Below are 19766 nucleotides of genomic sequence, written 5' to 3'. Positions count from 1 at the left end.
TATTTCAATAATCAAGTAGTTACTGTGTTCATTAATTGAAACTTATGGGAATTTTTAGTTTCTGCGTGATCTAAAAAGTTTGCGTACACTTTATGGCCCATAAAAATGGTTTCGGGCATGGGTGCGACAGGATATGGATAATTCTTCTTAGTGAGTAAGTAATTGACTTTGAAATAGATTTATAAACTAGTTGCATTGTCTTTAAAGTTTGTCTATACTGAAAAGTGAGTTAAACATTTACTGCTGCCCTGTCCAGGACCGCGATCAGTTTTCCTTTACTTGCCTGGTGTGCAGATAGTCCGGCAGGGATGGTGAACAGTAGGAATCTTTAACGGAGCGAGAAGAGTGTAGAGCCATTGGGAGTAGTGACCCAGTGGCTCTACTTTTTGTCTTTTTCTGGAATGTAGGAGAACTACCTTTCTTGCTGGTGTTACCTAGCTTTAAGTTTGTTAGAGTAATTAATGAATAACTAAGTAATGTAAGTAAAGGGACTTTTAAATAACTATGACTGTGACCACCGCACAACGAATCGCTGACGAATTTCAACGTGGCATTAGTATCGGCCCGTGGGATCTGTGCGAAGTACCAGCAGGCGATGACTATTTAGAGCACACCACCAAGGTCAGGCGACGCCACAGCACGGCTGTAGAGATTCACACTGACTCTTTGATCATTTGTGCGCCTGAAGGCAGTACGTACAGCCACAACCGCACTAAGGCTGGTCTTGCGTCCACGGGCACAGTCACTGTGCCAGTGAAGGGGCTTTCTGAGCCTGTGAAGCTTAGTCTCAATCTTCTTGCTGATTATGGAAACTCCTTTGACACTGTGCACGACGATCTGTGGCAACGAGAGCTGCGTGAGCAGACGCGGGGGCAGTTACTCACACTTAATGCAGTCTCCGGTCTTGGGGATGACAGCGTGGCGATTATGGGCACGCCATGGGGCGATGGTCTCACCGGGGAGGCCAACACCATTAAAGGTCGTGAGCATTTTGTCATGTGGGCTGCAGGGTGCCGCTTTGAAGACGGTTATGGTCGTCACGCACTTCGAGAGGATCGCCATGTGCGACACCAGGCACGTGCGGGTGAGGATTCCACTGCACATCACGGTTGGTTGCTTAAAGGCACAGTGTTCGGGAAAGAACTCACCGGTGATGCTGTGACGGCAGCCATGACAGTTTTTAGTGATGTGGTGGTCACTGTCGATGAGGGGCGTATCCCTGGCATGAAATCAGGACAACCGTTTTCTATGGCAACCCGTTTACGCGCATCATCTGCGCCTGTGTAGAGACTTTTTCAGACCTTAACGACCACAAACATAGCAACAACCCCCAACTGCCTGTGTAGAGGCTGTTGGGGGTTGTTTTTGGTGCTTATGCAACCAAGCTAGATAACTGTGCACGCAGAGACAATGCCTTGCGGGGAAATAAACCCACGGAACATATTGACATCGAGCTCCACAGACATGGTGACTAATTCAGACTGTGCGATCTCATCGAGCTGCTGAGCCTTATTCCACCACAATAAGGTCAACCCTGAGTGAGTGATCACCTTGAGATGTTGATGGTGCTGACCCATAACCTTGAATTCTGTTTCTGCCGGCCTGAACGTCACGTCGATGCGCGGATAGGTAAAACCATGTCCAAATGGCTGCAGTTGATCAAGCTGATCAATGAGAACAAGCAACTGTGCAGCATCCACTGCAGCATCGACCGTACTGAGCTCTTGGGTGAGTGAGGGGTTATCAAGCACAGGACGCGCGTGGTCAATGTCAACCAAATGCAGATCTGCCGGCTGTGCTTCCCGTGGCGTGTTTTTATCGAGTGCGTCGAGTGTTGCAACAAAGGTCACAATGTCATCATGGTTATCAAAACGCATACCACAGGCGTACTCATGGCCTGCAGCATGAATACCGCCGTGACCTTGTGCGCTGAGGGTGTTTACTTGGGTGATGATCGGTGCCCACTCAGGTGAGCGAGCTGAACCGGACAAGGTATCTGGATTAATGACAATGGCAGGCACGTCAGACTCACGAGTGAGCTGTGAGGCAATGAGACCAAGAATGCCGCTTGGTGCCTCAGAGAGCCACACAAAGGGCGCGTAGGGCTGATCTGAGCTGTGTACGGCAGCATAAGAGGACTTGGAGAGCTCTTTGCGACGTTCGTTGTTATCAATGATGCGAGAGATCGCAGCATGTCGATTTGGATTCATCGACGGCTGTGATGCTAGTGCGGCATGGGGCGCAAACACGAGAAATGAATCGTGCATGTCGCCACCAACACGACGAGTAGCGTTAAACATCGGACCAAGAGTGAAGCCAATGAATGACTCAGAAATATTGTCGATGTTTACTAGCTTCTTTTGCGCAATCAGTTCACCAAGAAGAATTGAGATGCCTTGGAAGGCTGCAATGAAGCGGTGATCATGCTGGCTGGCATTGACAATATGCATGAGTGTGGACGTATCAGGATTAACAGAGCGTGCAGCATAGGTATCCCAACCGCCGAAACGGTTTTTACTTACTTGTGGGATAGCAAGCCGAAGCAACGCAATAGCCTGCTTCACTGTTGGTCGAGTGTCACGGGTGAGAGGCATGACATCGGCGAGTGCACCAATGCCTGAGAAAACAGCCAACAAATTAATGTCGATAATCTTGTCCGCCCGATAACGACGTGCATAGTCACTCAATGTGGCGAAAATGACCTGCGCACCGCAAATATCTTTGTTGGGGTAGTCAGAGTCAATTCTGTTGGGGTTAAGAACCACATCGGCCTGGCAGGGTTCGACCTCCATGTGGTGATCTGTGACCAGGACGGCGATACTGCGTTCGTGAGCACGGGCAATACCTTCATGGGAGCCGATGCCGACATCGCAGGTGATGATGAGTGAGGTTGCAGGGTAGAGCTCTAGCGCACGATCAATATCGCTGGCTGTGACATTTCGTTCGCCACGATAGTCGGGCACCACCATATTGACCTGTGCGCCCAGTTCGGCAAGACCTGCATAGGCAATGACACCGGCTGAAATACCGTCCATATCAAAGTCGGTGATGATGGTTATCTCTTGAGCCTTGGTGATGTGGTCATGGATTAGTGCTGTGGCACGGTCGCTGTCTGGTAGCGGTGTGGTGGTTTCACCGGTGTTGATGGTGCTGTGGAAAAACTCGGTTGTCCATCCGCGCTTCTTCTTAATGATGTCCACATAGGACATGTCGCTGAGTGCGAGCGCTGCTGGTGAGGTAACGGTCATAGAAAAATCTACTTTCAATCGTAAAATAGTACTAGATATATTTTACTCGGTTGTTGGGGTGAAACACACCGCTCACCAGGTGTTTCATAAGGTATCCGGTGAGCGGTGTTGCTGATTGTTAGTTATTGAGAAGACCGTCTACTAGCGCTGCTGTGTCATCACTGGTTGCGTTGCCTGTGTCATCGAGGCGACTGAGGAGGTCTTGTGCTTCACGCAGTGCTGCTTCGGCCGCGTCACGTTCCTGAATTGCTGCGTTGCGAGCGCCCTCTTCTGCTTCTTTGGCGAGTCGCTGTTCTTCTAGTCGTGCTTCCTTTGCTCGTTGCAGTTCTTCACGTTGAGCAATTACCTGATCCTGTGCTTGTTGGGCACTGTCTCTGGTGGCAAAAGTGCTATCGCGTAATTCATTGATTTCATTGGTGATGTCTGTGAGTTGATCGGCAATGGAAATGACGGAGCCGGTGTGATCACGCGTGTCATTGTTGGTGAGTTCACGAAGATCATCGAGGTTGTCGCACTGGGTATTGAGATCAATATGCTGCGCACTGCGTTCCAGGCTGTCGAGACGACGTGACAGATATGAGGTGTTGGTTGCAGAATCCGGCTCAGTGCTTTGTGCGCTCGTTGTCGTTGAGCGCGTGTAACTGTCGCCACTGTGATCGGTACGGGACTCTTTAAGAATGTCGTTGACACGATCTTCTGTGCTTGATGTTGGTGTGGTCGAAGTGTCTACAGCTTGAGCACGTGCTGCTGCGTCGGCCTCTTTTTGCTCGCGGGCAAGATCACGTTCAAAGCTTGTTGTTTGAGCCCGAATATCGCGAATGTCTGTGGACGCCTGGTCAATGTCAGCTAGTGTGCGACGAAGCTGCAGCATGGTGCGATCAATGCGCATAAGAACATCTGATTCATCTCGGCTTGCTAGACGAAGGGCATCACAACGACGTTGCTGTTCGTAGGTGTCGGAGTTAATCTGCAGCGCTTTTTGTGCTCGGGCGAGTACATTCACTGCACCCACAACCTCAGACACGGCGTGTTCGCTGGCAATCTTGGACTCTTTAGAACCGTCACATGTTGGGCGGACAAAGCTGTCTTTGATTGCTACGGCATCGGCATAAGCGTTGTTGAGTGCAAGGTAATTGCTGCTGTGCGGTTGCTGGAAAAGATAGCCAGTAAGTAGATCCTGTTCGTTGCGGTGCAGTTCGCCTGTTTGTACCAATGAGTTTTTGGCCGTAGCGATGGTGTCGTCAAGCTTAACTTTGCTGTCATCCCAACGCTGTTGATTAAAAGCACAGGAGGATTCTGGACCGCTGATGGATTGTTGCGCTGCATGGACAACGCCGGCAGCAGAGGTACACAAGGTGAGGGTAAGAGTTGCGACAGCAACGCCGGTGGCGATCTTGTGCGGTCTAGATAATGCGGACATAAGGAATAGATTCTTTCTTGATATTTGTAAGTCATTAAAAATACTAGTTATTTATTTACTAAATATAGAAGTTAATTGTATGTGTTTGTGGGGCGGGTTGCTTTTCTTTCATAGCAACCACCCACCGGGCGGCGAGGCTGCGCACCCAACACTCCCAAGTTCATCCGGCCAGGCACCGCCTGGCGCGATGATCGGTGAAACCGAGAATCGCTTACCTCAACCTCGGGCAAAAAAAGAACCCAACTCACTACACGTGCACAAGCGCGAGAAGCAACCGTAGGTTGCGAGCGCTTGCCTTGAGTCAGACTTTTTGCTACTAATCCACGGCATCCATTGTGCGCCTACGGGGACAGAGTTTTCATAAATTATGTGGGTGAGTAATTAATGAACTTCTGAGTACCTTTGTTGATATTAAAAGGGGTGCATAATTATCTGATATTTTCGGATTCTTAGAGCTTGGTTTGTTGTGTTGGTTGGACTCTTGAACGTAGTAATTGAGCGAGTGTTGCGAGAGTGTTTTTTAAGTGTGCGTCGCGCACCGCTTGCGAAGAAACGAGAGGTTTCGTAGCGAGCTTCCCTTGAGTTTTTTGCAACCGTTTTTGTTGCAGGATCTTTTCATCTTTTAGCGCGCCTTCAACGGGCTGTGCGAGCTGATGTGGGAGTTCGAAGAACGGAGCAGCAGCCGTGCAAAGGTGATTGCTTTTAGGCGCGTCGCGGGCGCAGCGGGCAACGAAGAATCGTCACAACGATTATGAGGGCCGCGCAGCACGCCTGTCTTGAAAGCCCGTAACACCAGTGAGCGCAGCGAACCTACAGGCATGACGCAGCGACAGCTGCAGTCAGGTTGGTGTCTCAAGGGCTTGAATGACAACCACCGAAAAGATCGTGGCGCCAGCCACATCGGTGGTTGTTAGGGGCACCCCGAAGGGGCACACAGCGGAAGACGAAGAGGGGAGGAAAGACAGCGCAGCAACTGACCCCTCTTTGGCTTGGGAGCTGGGTGATAAGGGCCGTCCGAAGGACGGGGGTTTGCGTCAGCAAACCAGGTGTATCGGCTATGCCGATCGGATTGAGAATTGAGCGCAGCGAAAGGCTCAATGCGTCACACCCCCTTATGCCCTTTCATTCTTTTTCCCCTGTGGCGGGAGCTTTAGCGACCAGAAAAGGGGCGAATATGCTTGTTAAGCTGGGGAAATTAAGTTCATATACACGTGTATACGGCAGCGGTTTTTGCCGATTTCAGCCGTATATACGTGTATACGGTTTTGCGTTTTCCCAGGTAGGAGAGGTCTGCTGTATATATGAGCGAAGCGAGTGCGACGCCGGTGTATTTCAGTGGGGTTCGAGGCACGAGAACGAGGGTCCCACTGGAATATACCGGTGATAGAGATGAAGCAGACGTTGTAGCTTGATAAGTGCTTTTTCAGCCCCTGTAGAGACCGTTTAAGAGGTCCTGGAATGGATATTTTTAAGGGGTTCTGGGCTCACGGAGGGCTGCGACATGCGACAGTGCTTCAGCAGTGTCGCTGAGGGGTTTGCTGTAATTCTGTGGCGGGTTTTAAACGGTGCTGCGGCAGTGTTTCTGGGAGCTTGCTGCGAGGAATTATAGGAGCTTTTTCTAGCAGCCGTTGCAGTCTTGTGAGGTCTTGTTGCGGGGCGTGAGGAAGGTTTGCTGCAGAGTTTTTCTCAAGTGTTTGAGAGAGCCTGCTGAGGCCGATTTCGCAACCGATAGAGCAGGCTCGCTGGGGCACTTGTTGGGTGACTCAAGCTGATTGCCTCAACAGTCCGTTGGGGAGTTTTCCGGGCTATTGTTGCGACCTTGTTGCGACATTGTGGCGGGCTTCAAGGCGCCTGTTTCAGGCCGCTAGATCATGCGTTGCTGGCTCGTTGGTGTCCGCTGTAGCTGCGTTTCTACAAGCTCGTTGTCGGCTTGAATTGGATGCTCGTTGCAGGCAGCTCTGTAGCCATATTTCAGTCACTTTTAGTGCGGACAATACCGTTACACTGTCCCGCAATGGTGGGGGTAGTAGTCCGTTAAAACTAAACAGCATAAAGTAGATAAATGTTGTTTTAGTGCTAATTAAGAGATGCACGGGGGTAGGGGTGATGTGCTACTGTGCGCCACAACTCTGTCACGCGACTCTGGCTAATTGCTACTTAGTATCCATTTAATCGACCGCTAAGTGTATTCCCATGGGCGCATCGAAGCGTTATGACAATTAGATGTCGATTAAAAGGCTTTTAGCGTGCCCTTAAAGTACGGATAAAGTATTTGTTACTTAAGGGCTTATTAGCTGTCAATTGAATTGCGCTTTAATGAGATTTTGAATCACTATTAATTAATTGACACTTAATCGACCGCTAATTACCTTTCAATCGTGCTGCAGTAGTGATTTTAAAGCCACTTATTTAATTGTTACTTAAAGGCTTATTGCGTGACCATTAAAAGGCTTTTGCGGTGCTCTAAAAGTGACTTTTGTTAATAGTCATTTAAGTAACGATTAGTGGTCGATTCAATTGTAGTTTTTAAAGCCTCTTAAAGCACAGTTATTGCGTAGACACTTAATCGACACATAAGTGCTCTTTTAAAGCCTTGTAATAGTCAGATAAAGATTAGTCAGTTACGTGTCTTTATTTGGTCACATTAATTGCCTTATAATCGTTACTTAAAGGTCAATTAAATATGTGTCACTCAAGAGTCAATTAGTTACCTTTTAGAGGTCGATTAAGTGACGATTAAAAGACAATAGGGGAGTGTTCTTTAATAGCCTTTTAAAAGCCAGTAACAAGGCAATTCAATTGACACTTAATAGCCTTTTAAAAGTCACTGAATGCGTTGGCTTTTAAAAGGCTTTTAGGTCACTATTAAAGGTCGATTAAATATTTATTCATAATGCGATAGATAAAGGCTTTTTAAGGATCAATTCAATCGTTAGTTAATCGACCTTTTAATATGCAGCAGAGTGAGTTGTTTCAAAGGCTCAATATAATTGTTATGTAATTGACCATTAAGAGCCAATAGAGTACTGCCGTTTCAAAGTCACTAAAGGTTCTAGATAATTGATACATAGTGGATACTTAAAAGCCTTCTAAGTGGTGGCCTGAAACAAGTACTACTAGGGCGTAATTCAATTGTCTTTTAATAGACCTGTTTTAGTGGAGTGTGTCAACAATTTAAGGTGATTGAGTATCTATTAATGCACGTCGTAATTGACACTTAATAGGCTTTTGAAAAACTCGTTTTATGCTGTCTTTTAAGAGCTCATATCGGCACGATTAATTGTCGGTATGATTGTGTCTTCATCGGCGCTTATTCCTGGTGCTTACTAAAAGGCCAGAAACGAGCACGTAGGGGACAATAGAGCTTATGGTGTATCGCACTTTAGCAAAAGAATTTCACAGCTCACCGCATGATAGTGCGCAGTCTCGTGTTGATGCGCTTTATAGGCAGAGGCTGCAGCATGTCAGCACTATTAATACAGGCATTGATGTTGGTGGTTATCCAGTATTTTGCGTTGTTGATGCAGAAGTGACCTCTCGGTATACGCGCCAGCCCCGCACGTCGAGGGCGGGGAGGATGTCAAGCAACGCCATTCGTGATCGGTGTACTGGAACTTATGCGCGATTTTCTAGTAGGGAGCTCAGAGGCTGCACCTAGCTGGATTTCATAGAAGGAAGTGAGGAAACCATTTGTTTCTGCAGTATGTCCGCACTCGCTTAGTTGATGTCATCCAATGTGGAGAAGTTCAAAAGCTGAAGCTGGACCTGACCCCCGGATGGTGGACACCTTGAAACAAGCATGATGCTGGGAAAGGTAATCTGCCACCATGCCACGCAAGACCTACACAGAGGAGTTCAAGCGCGACGCTGTCGCGCTCTACGAGAACTCCGCCGGCACCTCGATCCAGAAGATCGCCAATGATCTCGGAATCAACCGAATGACCCTTAAAAACTGGATTACTAAATACGGGGCCAACTCAACTCCACATGGCGCTAACACGGCCACCGCGCTGTCCGAAGCTGAACGGATCCGCCAACTTGAAAAGGAAAATGCACTCCTCCGCGAAGAGCGTGACATCCTGCGGAAAGCGGCCAAATATTTCGCGGAAGAGACGAACTGGTGATCCGCTTCCGATTCGTTGATGACGCTCGAAAGACCTACTCGGTTAAGCGGATATGTGACGTGTTGAAGCTCAATCGTTCCTCATATTACAAATGGAAAAGCACCGCCTTCACGCGTGAAAAACGCCTGCTCAGCGACGCTATTCTTGGGGTCCAGGTCAAGACTGTATTCACCACTCACAGTGGCTGTTATGGGGCCAAACGAATCGCGGCTGAACTCAAAGACCAGATCGGCCATGACCTTGCGAACCACAAGCGGGTTGCCCGGATCATGCGATCGTTGAAGCTGTTCGGATACACAAAGAAACGCAAGGTCACCACCACCGTGCCGGACAAAACCAAGACAGTGTTCCCTGACCTTGTCGGCCGGAAGTTCACCGCTGACAAGCCGAACCAGCTCTATGTCGGGGATATCACCTATCTGCCAATTCAGGATGGGTCGAATATGTACCTGGCCACGGTCATTGACTGTTACTCCCGCAGGTTGGTGGGCTTTTCTATCGCAGATCACATGCGCACGAGCTTGGTCCAGGACGCGCTGCTCATGGCTAAAGACCAGCGTGGAAACCTCAAAGGTGCGATTTTTCACTCCGACCACGGCAGCGTTTACACGTCTCATGCGTTTCAGGAGACGTGTAAGAAACTAGGGATCAGGCAGTCGATGGGATCAATTGGCACCAGTGCTGACAACGCTTTGGCGGAGTCTTTCAATGCCGCGATGAAGCGGGAAGTCCTGCAGGATTCCAAGACCTTTGAAAATCAATTGTGCTGTCGCCGGGACGTCTTCCGCTGGTGTACCCGTTACAACACGGTTCGCCGGCATTCCTGGTGTAGATATCTGGCTCCGGTCGTGTTTGAGGAGCGCGGTCCTGCTATCCTGAGATCTGCTTCCTGATCAAATCCTCCGTGTCCACCATCCGGGGGTCGGACCCGCTGAAGCAGGGGCGCGTATTGGGCTGCGATATCAATAAGGCGACTTATCTTCCCTGTACGATAGGCCGTAGTTAAATAAGGAATAGGATAGGAGAATTGAGGCATGTATTCCGACAAACTGATTCTCTTGTTCCTTTCTGAGCAGCATTCAAGCTATGAATGCTGCGTAGGTTTATTAGATGGCTCAGATGGACGTGATTATATTGAAAAGCTTCTGAAGGGTAGGAAGCTGAAGAACCATTTTCTTGAATGGGAAGATATTAACAAGGCTGATGTTGCTCGTGAAGAAATATATAAAGGGCAATTGGTCCATCTGGTGTTTGTGACGGCTCTTTCCACGCCTGGTGAAATTTCTTTTGTTTTTCCAGGTCAATCTCTCATGAGTGCAACACTCGAAGAAGACTTTGCTGCACTTGTGCTCGAAGAGGAGCGCACATCATTTAGACCTGATCTGTCTCACTTGTGGTCACTCCCCGTAGGGTGGGTAGCTCCGGGGCTTGAGGGTTTCGTGGAGCGTAATTCAGAGGCAGCTTGAACCACCGCTCTTTGAGCCGGAATCTCCACTCTTTAGGGTGGAGAGGATATCAAAAGATGGGAGATCATGGTCGAAAAAGTGAGTTCGCAGGAATCTCCCGGAGGAAGTCGCACCGGCTTATCACGTCGATTTATGGGGCTTGTTGCCGGCAGGAGTCACTGTATGGGTTTGCATGTAAAAGTAAAAAAATAACCCCCGCAGCAGCTTGTTTAAGCTACTACGAGGGTTATTTTTTGTGGATGTGTTAGTCAAATGGCGCGAGTTCCCATACTGCAGAGTCTGCATTGTAGTGGAATGTCAGCGCTGTGTTGAGTGGCCGGAACTGAACATCAGTATCGCTATGTGCACAGAGATCAAGTGTGCCGGTATGAAGTGCCTCAGATTTTCCCATCTACTCAAACGGAACAAAACCTGGGGCACTTCACTTGAGTAAGCCACGGGTTCACCTTGTGGTCATTGACGGGTAGAAATTCACACGGATGTCGCAGGTGTGTTGTTTGCGCTCGCCTGTGGATGTGCGGCAACTCTGTCAACGCCATCAACACCTCATCACTTTTTCTGTGAGGGGCGTTGATGGCTTTTCTATAGATAGATGTTGAGTAGTGTCACTGCACTGAGTGTGAAAAAACTGTTGAGTGGTGGTTCATTGTCTTTGTCTTCTACCCACATGACGGCATCGACCTCACAGTCGAGACACGCTGCTGCGAGGCGCACGAGATCGCTGTCATGGGTGATGTCGAGATGTTCGAGGAGTACCTCGGCGAGTTCTTGGTGGTTACGGGCGAAAATCCACGACTTCTCCATCAGCGTCGAGAAAAATAGTCATAGACTAATTGGACGACGCAGAAGTTATACCTCACCAGGTATGTTCTGCAGCTTGGTGATTACTTCACCTAAAACAAAGTCTCCGGCCCGTGCTTGTGAACCAATTTTGTTACCAATAATAGTTGCTTCAGCAGCAAGCATGGCGCTTTTACGATCGTCATGGAAAGACACTCGATCGTGGAATTCTAAGACTTGTGTAGCGATGTCTGCACTTACTTGATGCGCACATCCAGGTGCACATATACGAAACTCGCTAGAAGAAACCATAGCTAGAGCATCAAAAAATTGCTCTGCAGTCCACGTCTGTTCTTGATATAACCACTCCATCAGAAACTCCCGATCAGGAATCTTCTCATCACACTGTTGCAATAGCTCCCAATCCGAGTGTTCTTGGAGGGAATTTCGCAGCACACTCGGCTCAGTTTCCATCGGCGGTGACTCCATAATCAAATTAAAAACTATCTTGGTGGCTTCACTCAGTGGGACTTGTGAAGATTCGTGAAAAGGCTTTGAACAAGGGAATGTTCCGCTTAATAATTGGTCAACAAAGATAGAAACTTTTGTAACACTATGCGTTGTCGCATTTTCTTTGCTCATTCTTGTATGTTTAGTGTGCGCTGCAGCTGCGTCTTTTACAGATCGCCACACCATTAGATATAACACTCCTAGTGACGCACTAGCTGCGGCCTCACGTAGATGGGCTCTCAATTTGTCTATATTTGCTTCAGTAAGTGGTGGGAGATTCTGATCATAAAGGCGGAAGTTAGCAAAACGTACTGCTTCCCCCACCATGAGCTCGTAGGCAAGGTCTAATAGCTCTTCACGTTGTGTAGAATACATATCTTTCAAAGAAATGTGGTTACGAAGTTCTTCTGAGAAGCTCTGGACACGGTTATTGGAGCGGCCTGTGTCCGGGACAGTAAATAGCATTTTCTCAACGAATATGCCTCCCGCTAGCTCAGTGGAATTCTTTTCGCTCCACGCAAACGCTTCCACATCAGAAGATGGATCAGGGATAAGAAGGTTTGCGCTCCAAGCTTCGCGAAATAATTCTTTCGACAGTTGTCCATCGGGAGAAATACGTCTGTCAGTAAAACTAACTGAGTGAATGACATTCTCTAAGTTTTGAGCACCGTAAATAGTTGCGAGAGCACCTATTTTTGCTCTTATTGAAGCACCCGCTAGCACAGCGTCGCTATGCATATTCACCAACGGCCCATAGCGATCTGCAATCACCTGCTGACGTTCAATATCTAGCAGCTGTCGCGCCTCTCGCGCCTTCTGATCTGCAAGCCGCTGTTGCGCCCTTTTGCAGTCTTCTTCCCGTTTTCGCGCAGCGCGTTCTTTTTGTCTCGCCTGGGCTGCTGGGTCTAATATTTTTTTGATGTGTTCATCAATCTTGGGGGTACACTTTTTGCACTTTATAGGTCGCTCTCGTAGTACCTCGCTCACTGCGGCACGAGACGTTAACGTCAAGATAGAATCACATGCACTACAATGTGCGGTAGGGACTGTAGCATCCACTGCTGCTGCAGCAGCGAGGTAGGCGGAAGATGACCAGGGTTGATGGTCAATATCTGAGACATTCTGCGCCCATTGAACAGTTTTCAGATCTGGGTTAATCTCCGAGATTATCCAGTATTGTTCTCCTATTTTTTGCAAAGCTTCTGGGGCATCAGGATTTGGGGTAACTACTATTTCAAAATCATGGAAAACAGTCATGCTTCGGATCTTATGACACACCACTGGAAAAGTAGGTAAATAGCATCTCATATGAAGCCGAAAAGTCGATGTATACGGCGACTTAAGAGTTGGATGGTATATCCGTTTTAAGAAGGAGAACTAGAATCTCTGCAGGGGCGTAGTAGGCCTTATTAACATACGGCGGTTCTAGCACACAGCGATGGATGATGTGTCCCACCGATATTGCTGCATGTGCCAAGATTTAGCACGGTACAGTGCTAGAAATGAGCGGACTGTTTACCCCATTTTCAGATGCGGCAAAAAACAACACGGTAAAAACTGATGGAGATTCAGTATCTGGTCGAGACTTGCCTATTACTAAGATCTCTGAGGATCGTTTCGAGCGTTCTGCGTATTCAGCCCAGCTGGCAAATATAATCTGCGATGTGGCACCTTGGGGAGCGAGCACTGTTTTCAGTCTTACTGGTCAGTGGGGCAGTGGTAAGACATCTCTTGTTAATTTGATTCGCTCGGAAGAATCTCTATCGAACGAAAAATGGACAATCGTTGATTTCAACCCGTGGGTGGCCTCTGACCCGCAATCTTTGATTGAGGAGTTTTACCGAGTAATCGTTGGGACGGTACCTGATGATAAGACCGGCCAAAAGATCAAAACTGTTCTGCAGAAAACCTTTAGCACGATTGGGTCAATTGCAGGTGGGGTCGGAGGGTTTGGTGTCCTAGAAGCACTTGCGCTCTCAAAAGGAGTAGATGCTGCAAACGCTGTATATAAGACATGGAAACAGGAGCAAGATTCGTGGCCAACGCTGTATACACGTGCTGCGAACCATTTTAAAGATCTGAACAAGCGAATTCTCATTGTCGTCGATGATATTGATCGCCTCCATACTGATGAATTGGCGCTGTTAATGAAAGTAATACGCTTGCTTGGACGATTCCCGCAGGTGAATTATCTTTTGGTTTATGAAGAAGAATCACTGTTAACGACGCTAGCCAGATCGACAGCTGTAGGTGGTAGCGAAGATGATGCTTTGCGTTTCATGGAGAAAATCGTGCAGTATCCTTTCGATGTTCCGCCTCTGACATCATTTCAAATAGAGAAAGAGCTCAGTGCATTATTTGACAAGCTTTTCCAGGGTGTTTCGCTATCGGGTGATCCTGAAGACTTTGCACTAGTGAAGTCGAGAATGTTCGATGTCTGGGAAAAGACTCTGGTCACGCCGAGGCTGTTGCACCGTTTTGCTGCTCTACTAACCAACTGGACTCGGATATATGGATCAGGTGAAGTTAACGGCGTTGATCTCACAATACTTGCGACCATTCGAATTGTTTTTCCGTCTGTGTATAAACGTCTTTCTCGAGCGAAGGAAGTATTGCTTCAAGGAGGTCGAACGACAGGCTCGCAGAAACCCGGTTGGGAAAAGCAATTATGTGAGGGGATGAACAACGAGCAGATGGATCTTTTAAAGACCATGCTTTTGTTCCTTTTCCCACGTCTTTCGGATCACCCTAGTACGAGAATGCATCGTGAGAGGGGGATCTCGACGGAAGTTTATTTTGACACGTACCTCATGTTTCAAAGACCTGGACATGTCATAAGTGATGAACAGTTGGATAAGTATCTATCTAATGCGGACGATGCTATGGGTTTCGTCGATTTAATTAACTCCGATGACAATGACATGGTGGCATCAGTGATGAAAAAGCTTCCTCTAGCAATTGATCGACTTGATGGAGAGGGTGTTAGGCACATGGCAGTTGAGGTGTTATTCACCGCTGCTAATGGTATGCATGATAAAGGTCGTCAAGTGCGTATGAGCGGCATATTCAGTGACCTGTATTCCCATGCGTGCTCGATTCTTGGTGCATTGCCTCAATTACCAGTGGAACAACTCTATGAGAAATTCTTTTCTGAGATGACGCTTAATGAGGCTGCTTTCTGGTTAAACCAGGTGGGGGAAAGGGCTAGAGCCTGTGGTAATGATGTAAGTGGCCTTGAGCTTTTTCGTAAAGTTAATATAAAGACCGAAGCTAGAATTTTAAGTGTATTGAAGAATCAGGACCCCTCAGATTGGGATTTAGGTCCATATTCGCTTGGTATTTTGGCGAAAAGCTCGAATTTTTCTTCAGTGCTGAAGTCTCTGCAAAGTGGTATAGAGGAACATCAGTTTGATGTGATAGATATTGGAGTGCTTTTCTTAACGACTGTGTATTCTTCGCGACAGGGACCAAGCGGTGGTGCATGGATAGATTCTTTTCAGCATAGTCTGTTTTCACGGTACGTACCTGATTCTCTACGGGCTATAACCAAGTCTGAAGTAGATGTAGAACTAGGTAAGATACAGTTCACGGATTTTAGCTGGGAAGGGAAGCGAAAAGTTGTCGCATATGCACTGGAGACTGGAAGAAGTGATTTCACTCGAGAACGATTAGGGGGCTACAGTATCGCAGATTCTATAGTCGATTGATGAGGCTGAGGTCATGACTTCAATTAATTCTGGCATAGCGTGTAAGGAGTCAGGTGAATAAATTTCACCATCAGCGGCGACTGCATTAAATGATAGAGGATCCGGTAATCGTACTAAAGGTGTCCTTCAACTGTCGCTACCTCTGCTGGTGGTGCGGGTAAGCACTGCATCGAGATCGCACTAGACTCGTATCTACCGTAGATGTCAATAGTTTGGAGTACATATGAGTGCGCAGTGGGGACATGGTTTTAATAAAGGACTGCACAAGGGCAGGGTTCAGGGCTCTGTAGGAGCATCTTTGGTGCTGTTAGCAGGTGTAGGGCTGGTCGGAGGTTCTAAAAAACTGATGGAGAAACGTCGGCAGAAAGTATCCATCGCTGACAGTGATCAATCCACAGAAGGTACTGCGACTGATTCAGGATTTGATGAGTGACTGTTTGTAACAGCTTCCTAGGGAGTTGTTTTCCAGAGTAAGTAAGAAACCGATTAAGGTGATTGGGTACCGACTTTCTGGAATTCCGGTACCCAATCGCCTTAATCGGTAGTGGACCCTTTAAATCAAGTCTTCCGTGCTTTTTACACCATCCGGTGGGGTAATACAGTTGTGATTTGTCTTGGTTGTGTGACTACTCATTCGGGTGGAATGACTATGTCATCGGTTGACAGGGTGTGTATGGTACCTTTATACGCTCTGGTCGGCTATTTGCCTGTCTCTCTTTCATGCATGTTCGGTACTGCTTCCTCATTAAATCTCCCCATGTTCTACTTTCCGGGAATTGGTATTAACCGCACTTTGCTGATACAAAGTGCGGTCTTTGGTTGCAGAAAATTCTGATGGGTTACGCAACGATCTTCTGCTCGCCATTCAGGGCAGGAAAAGAGATAGTCCTAGTTAACAGCAACTGTACAGTGGCTATGCGGTGCCGTCACGGTCTGTCTTACGACTCATGCCCATGAATCTTGCTCTGCTGGCTTACCCGCGAAGCGTTGATGCTGTCTATTTCCCTTCTAAAACAGCACCTGTTCGAAAGCGTCGACGCGACTGGGGAAAGCATCAACACTCACGTCTCGGTCATCCATGATCAAGAGTTCAGCAGCTTCTTCAAATTTCTCTATGTCATTTAGAACGACCACAGTGTAAACATCGCACAGAATATGGTTTTCTGGATATTTACCGTCGTGCTCCATTTGATATTGGTCGGAAAGCGACTCCCATCCATAAGCTTTTTCAGCCTGCTGAAGGTTTTTAGAAACTGAAATTACATCAACACCGTCCAGAGCCAATAGATTCTGCACTCGTTCGCGATATCTGTTGTAGGCGTTACTTTCATTGCCTTTTTCTACAATAAATTGAGTTAGAAAGACATAAGTTTTTCGCATGAGTTGATTCGCCTAGCACCTTAACTTCGGTTAAGTCCTTCAAACGGAAAGCGGTCAATAGGTACCGGAAGGCAATGACGTTTAGTATGACCAAATGGGACGAAAGTATTGGCCCTTTTTTCAGCCTCAACCTTAGAATAGGCATGACCAACTACGACCCAACCGTCATAGTTGTTCAAGCTTGGAACCGACCAAATTTTGTGGACATTGCACTTTACTGCAATTCGATCCATGGCTTGAGGCGTGATTATTTCATTCGCCTGAATAGTAGGAGTGATTGCAAGCGATAATGCTATTGCAATACCAATCGAAGCTAGTTTCCTCATGTCACATTCCAATCAGTGAAATGGGTGTGTGTGGAGTTGGCAAGTTGCGGAACGATCTCGCCTGACTTCTACTGTTGCATATATTTTCACGAAATGTGACTTACTGTACAAAATCCCATAATTGTTATAGGAATGATATCGTTTTACTCTGTTTTGGCATTGTCTTGTCTCATCAATCCCTGCTTACGATTGGGAACAGAGTTGGTGGGGCGAATGACGGGGCGGTTGGCGCGGCAAGCTTAAAGTGCACTACTTGTCTAGCGGTGAGCTCTGCATTAGAGGCGGGTCTGGCCGGTACGCTCCTGGATGGGTGTTGGTCACGAGTGCGCTTGCTGTGTCGGGTAAACCTGTTGCGGGAATATCATCATAATTATCACCAACAACGGTACTATCAAGAGCTGCAGTAATGTCATCACGCGAGATTCCTGGGCATACAATGGCGAAGTCAGTCCATTGCACGCTGTAGAACTCATGTAGAGACACACTCACAGTTGCGGTATCACGAGACGATTCACCTGGTGTGTGCGCAGCGAGATGATCTCGAAGCGATGCCGACTCGAAGAAATCGGATAGCGCAGCGTCATTGCTACACGCCGTGAGGCCGACAGCGAGGGTACTCAAGATTCCGGCACACCCTACAGCCATCATCATGCGTCGTTGTTTTCTCATGGAAGCACCTTCGGGTTAGCAAGCTGATAGCCGCGAAGTACCCATTCGGTGACTAAATAATTAGCAGCATGAGCGTGAAATGCGATCTGTTGCGTCAAGGATTCATCGTCGCTGAGACCGAGGTCGCGAGCTTCTTGGATGATATTGCTGATGCGCTCAGCATCATTGGTCGGTGTATTCACCGCGCTGTCTGATGGTTTGATAGTCCAGGTGTCATTGCTTTTGTTGTAGCTGACACTTGTGACATAGGCGTTTACGGGTTTTTCATGGTGAAAACTTTTATCAGGCTTTTCTGCATTCGTGGTGGTATCAAGGCTTAGCTCGATCGCCTGGGCAACTTTTTCAGCAGGGCGCTGCGGCTGCTTCGTGTTGAGCTTCTTATCATCATTGTTGAGGTTTTTGCCGGTGTCATCATTATTTTCAGCGTTGTCAGCGCGATTAAGGATCTTGGTTGCAAGCTTTTTCATGCCGTCATCTAATTCACTATCTGATTCAGCCTGTGACACAGTGGCTGCCTGATCGGGTGATTCAGGTGATGTAGCGCTGAGAGTATTGAGCGAACTTGCGCTGGTTGTGAGACCAACAGCGCTGGCAATAAGAACAGCGGCACTAATGGTCATAGCACGCTTAATAATAGATGTAGTTGATGTGGCTGACGTGGTGTGGCGCATGAGCGAACCTCTGTGATCTGAGAGAATGTTGTGACGTGGTTAATTATTAAAAAATGTCATTGCATAATAGGTTAATAAACTACATTAATTATATTAATTAAAATAGAGAAACGCGATAGGCGTGTATGTGGTAATCCTGCAATCCAGAATGGGTTATATGGAGGGTGATATATAATAACTAAGTTGATTAATGGTTTTGTGTTGGTATATACTAATAATTAGTTTCCTTAAGACGAAGCCTGCAAGAAAACACAACCCCGCTTCATTTGTTGCCTTGATGCAACTCTTGATAGCGGGGTTGTTGCGTTGGTGAAGTGAGAAGTTATTGATTAATTAAGTTGTATAACTTTAATAATTCACATATACTTAAATGTTGATTGGGAATCTTGACTATGGAAACTGGCACCTTGAGTCAGAAAACAAAAACCCCGCTTCAGCTATTGCGTTGTGCAATATTCTGAGGCGGGGTTTTTGTCGTTCTATGAAGTTTGTTTAGGCAGCTGCAGCAAGATCGGCGCCGTAGTATTCCGCTTCGGCGAGATCGCCAAGTGCTTGGGTATATGCAAGCGAGCAGCAACCATCGTAGATAACAATCTGTGGAGCATTTTCACAGAGTACGCAGGGGATAGGCTTACCGGTGTGAGTATCGAGAGCAACAGCGTAAAGATCGTCAACAGACATGGAGATAGCCCTTTCCGAGGCGTTGGTGGAATGCTAGTGGTGAAGAGTGTTCTTCAGGTGTGTATCCGAATGCAGCTTCGCTGTCATTTGTCTTTTAGCGTGCGTTTAAGTGACTATTCAATTGCGCTGTAAGTGTCACTTACTCGACATGTAATTGACATTTAATGGTCCCAAAAACAAACGAATAAAAAATTACCCTTTAACAGCCTTGTAAAAGACTATTAAAGGGTAATTAAGTAACGATTAGCGGCGTGGTTTGGTAGCGGATAAACAGTAGACACTTAATCGACCGATAAAAGGTACTTAAGTGTCCGCGTTATTATTGATTACCCGGCTCTGTGATAGCGCTCAGTTTCCAGGTACCGTAGTCGTCTCTATGCTCAAATTCTAGAACTGAATCAATGGGGTAGATTTTTAGATTTTCCGCTGAGCCGTTGCAGAGGTACACAATGTCGAATCTGTTGAAATAGATCCAATCATATGAACCGTCTTTATCCCTGAGCACAATATCGTTACTACTGTCATCGGTCGAATCGGTGAGGTAGGTGTTTATTTTTATACCAAGCTCTTCTTTTACCTCGTCTTTTGTGGTGTAGGGGCAGACAAGAGCGAACTCGGTCCACTGCTCACCGTAAAGATCGCTGAGACGTACTTGTTCAACAGTGGTTGATGTTGACGCATTCAGATAACTGTACAGAGGTGAGCTGTGATTGGTCGCGCAACCCGTGAGCATTAGAACTGAGGCTAGCGCTGTGATGCTGAATTTCTTGATTTTCATGATAGA

The 19766-nt window shown here is 47.2% G+C and carries 15 protein-coding genes; 5 read left to right on the top strand and 10 right to left on the bottom strand.

What is annotated here, in order from left to right:
* The first annotated feature begins 504 nt into the window (after positions 1 to 504).
* A complete protein-coding gene (locus tag CGL_RS08690; protein ID WP_011014585.1) occupies positions 505 to 1287 on the top strand; it encodes a hypothetical protein in 783 nt (260 codons plus the stop codon).
* A 98-nt stretch (positions 1288 to 1385) separates the two neighbouring features.
* Here the strand turns inward: CGL_RS08690 and CGL_RS08685 are convergent, their stop codons facing one another.
* Together CGL_RS08685 and CGL_RS08680 are read right to left on the bottom strand one after the other, a co-directional pair.
* The gene (locus CGL_RS08685; protein ID WP_011014584.1) at positions 1386 to 3248 is read right to left on the bottom strand and encodes a DHH family phosphoesterase; all 1863 of its coding nucleotides are present in this window, start codon (positions 3246 to 3248) and stop codon (positions 1386 to 1388) included.
* A 118-nt stretch (positions 3249 to 3366) separates the two neighbouring features.
* Positions 3367 to 4668: a hypothetical protein gene (locus CGL_RS08680; RefSeq protein ID WP_011014583.1), complete on the bottom strand. Its 1302-nt coding sequence runs from the start codon at positions 4666 to 4668 to the stop codon at positions 3367 to 3369.
* A gap of 3827 nt (positions 4669 to 8495) precedes the next feature.
* Between CGL_RS08680 and CGL_RS08670 the strand changes: the two genes are divergently transcribed.
* Positions 8496 to 9685, top strand: a protein-coding gene (locus tag CGL_RS08670; protein WP_101677571.1) for an IS3 family transposase whose coding sequence is annotated in 2 segments (ribosomal slippage) — positions 8496 to 8778 and positions 8778 to 9685 — 1191 coding nt in all. Because the reading frame shifts where the segments join, the coding sequence is not laid out codon by codon here.
* A 141-nt stretch (positions 9686 to 9826) separates the two neighbouring features.
* Entirely contained in the window at positions 9827 to 10258 is a 432-nt protein-coding gene (locus tag CGL_RS08665) for a hypothetical protein (RefSeq protein ID WP_011014578.1), read from the top strand.
* Positions 10259 to 10840: 582 nt separating this feature from the next.
* Here CGL_RS08665 and CGL_RS08660 read toward each other — a convergent pair.
* Both CGL_RS08660 and CGL_RS08655 read right to left on the bottom strand, forming a co-directional pair.
* The gene (locus CGL_RS08660) at positions 10841 to 11062 is read right to left on the bottom strand and encodes a hypothetical protein (protein WP_011014577.1); all 222 of its coding nucleotides are present in this window, start codon (positions 11060 to 11062) and stop codon (positions 10841 to 10843) included.
* Positions 11063 to 11107: 45 nt separating this feature from the next.
* Positions 11108 to 12805: a hypothetical protein gene (locus CGL_RS08655; protein ID WP_011014576.1), complete on the bottom strand. Its 1698-nt coding sequence runs from the start codon at positions 12803 to 12805 to the stop codon at positions 11108 to 11110.
* A 245-nt stretch (positions 12806 to 13050) separates the two neighbouring features.
* Here CGL_RS08655 and CGL_RS08650 point away from each other — a divergent pair, with 245 nt between their 5' ends.
* Both CGL_RS08650 and CGL_RS08645 read left to right on the top strand, forming a co-directional pair.
* Entirely contained in the window at positions 13051 to 15255 is a 2205-nt protein-coding gene (locus tag CGL_RS08650) for a KAP family NTPase (protein WP_208400643.1), read from the top strand.
* A 223-nt stretch (positions 15256 to 15478) separates the two neighbouring features.
* The gene (locus tag CGL_RS08645) at positions 15479 to 15688 is read left to right on the top strand and encodes a hypothetical protein (RefSeq protein ID WP_011265800.1); all 210 of its coding nucleotides are present in this window, start codon (positions 15479 to 15481) and stop codon (positions 15686 to 15688) included.
* 575 nt (positions 15689 to 16263) lie between these two features.
* On the opposite strand, the gene CGL_RS08640 is transcribed toward CGL_RS08645, so the two are convergent.
* The 6 genes from CGL_RS08640 to CGL_RS08615 form a co-directional block, all read right to left on the bottom strand.
* A complete protein-coding gene (locus CGL_RS08640) occupies positions 16264 to 16635 on the bottom strand; it encodes a hypothetical protein (protein ID WP_011265799.1) in 372 nt (123 codons plus the stop codon).
* A 20-nt stretch (positions 16636 to 16655) separates the two neighbouring features.
* Positions 16656 to 16961 carry a hypothetical protein gene (locus CGL_RS15535; RefSeq protein ID WP_011265798.1) on the bottom strand — a complete coding sequence of 102 codons (306 nt, stop codon included), beginning with the start codon at positions 16959 to 16961 and terminating at the stop codon, positions 16656 to 16658.
* Positions 16962 to 17210: 249 nt separating this feature from the next.
* Positions 17211 to 17630, bottom strand: a complete 420-nt coding sequence (locus CGL_RS08630) for a hypothetical protein (protein WP_011265797.1) — start codon at positions 17628 to 17630, stop codon at positions 17211 to 17213.
* Positions 17627 to 18250 carry a hypothetical protein gene (locus tag CGL_RS08625; protein WP_227747663.1) on the bottom strand — a complete coding sequence of 208 codons (624 nt, stop codon included), beginning with the start codon at positions 18248 to 18250 and terminating at the stop codon, positions 17627 to 17629. The genes CGL_RS08630 and CGL_RS08625 overlap by 4 nt, the downstream gene beginning before the upstream one ends.
* A gap of 543 nt (positions 18251 to 18793) precedes the next feature.
* Positions 18794 to 18982 (bottom strand): hypothetical protein, encoded by a 189-nt coding sequence (locus tag CGL_RS08620; protein ID WP_011014570.1) that lies wholly within the window; start codon positions 18980 to 18982, stop codon positions 18794 to 18796.
* Between the two features lie 319 nt (positions 18983 to 19301).
* On the bottom strand, positions 19302 to 19760 hold the full coding sequence (locus tag CGL_RS08615) for a hypothetical protein (RefSeq protein ID WP_011014569.1): 459 nt from the start codon (positions 19758 to 19760) through the stop codon (positions 19302 to 19304).
* Positions 19761 to 19766 lie beyond the last annotated feature (6 nt).

Origin of the sequence: Corynebacterium glutamicum ATCC 13032, assembly GCF_000011325.1 — a bacterium.
Classification (GTDB): Bacteria; Actinomycetota; Actinomycetes; order Mycobacteriales; family Mycobacteriaceae; genus Corynebacterium; species Corynebacterium glutamicum.
Note: the sequence above shows the minus strand (reverse complement) of the source record. Positions and strands in the feature narration are given on the sequence as shown.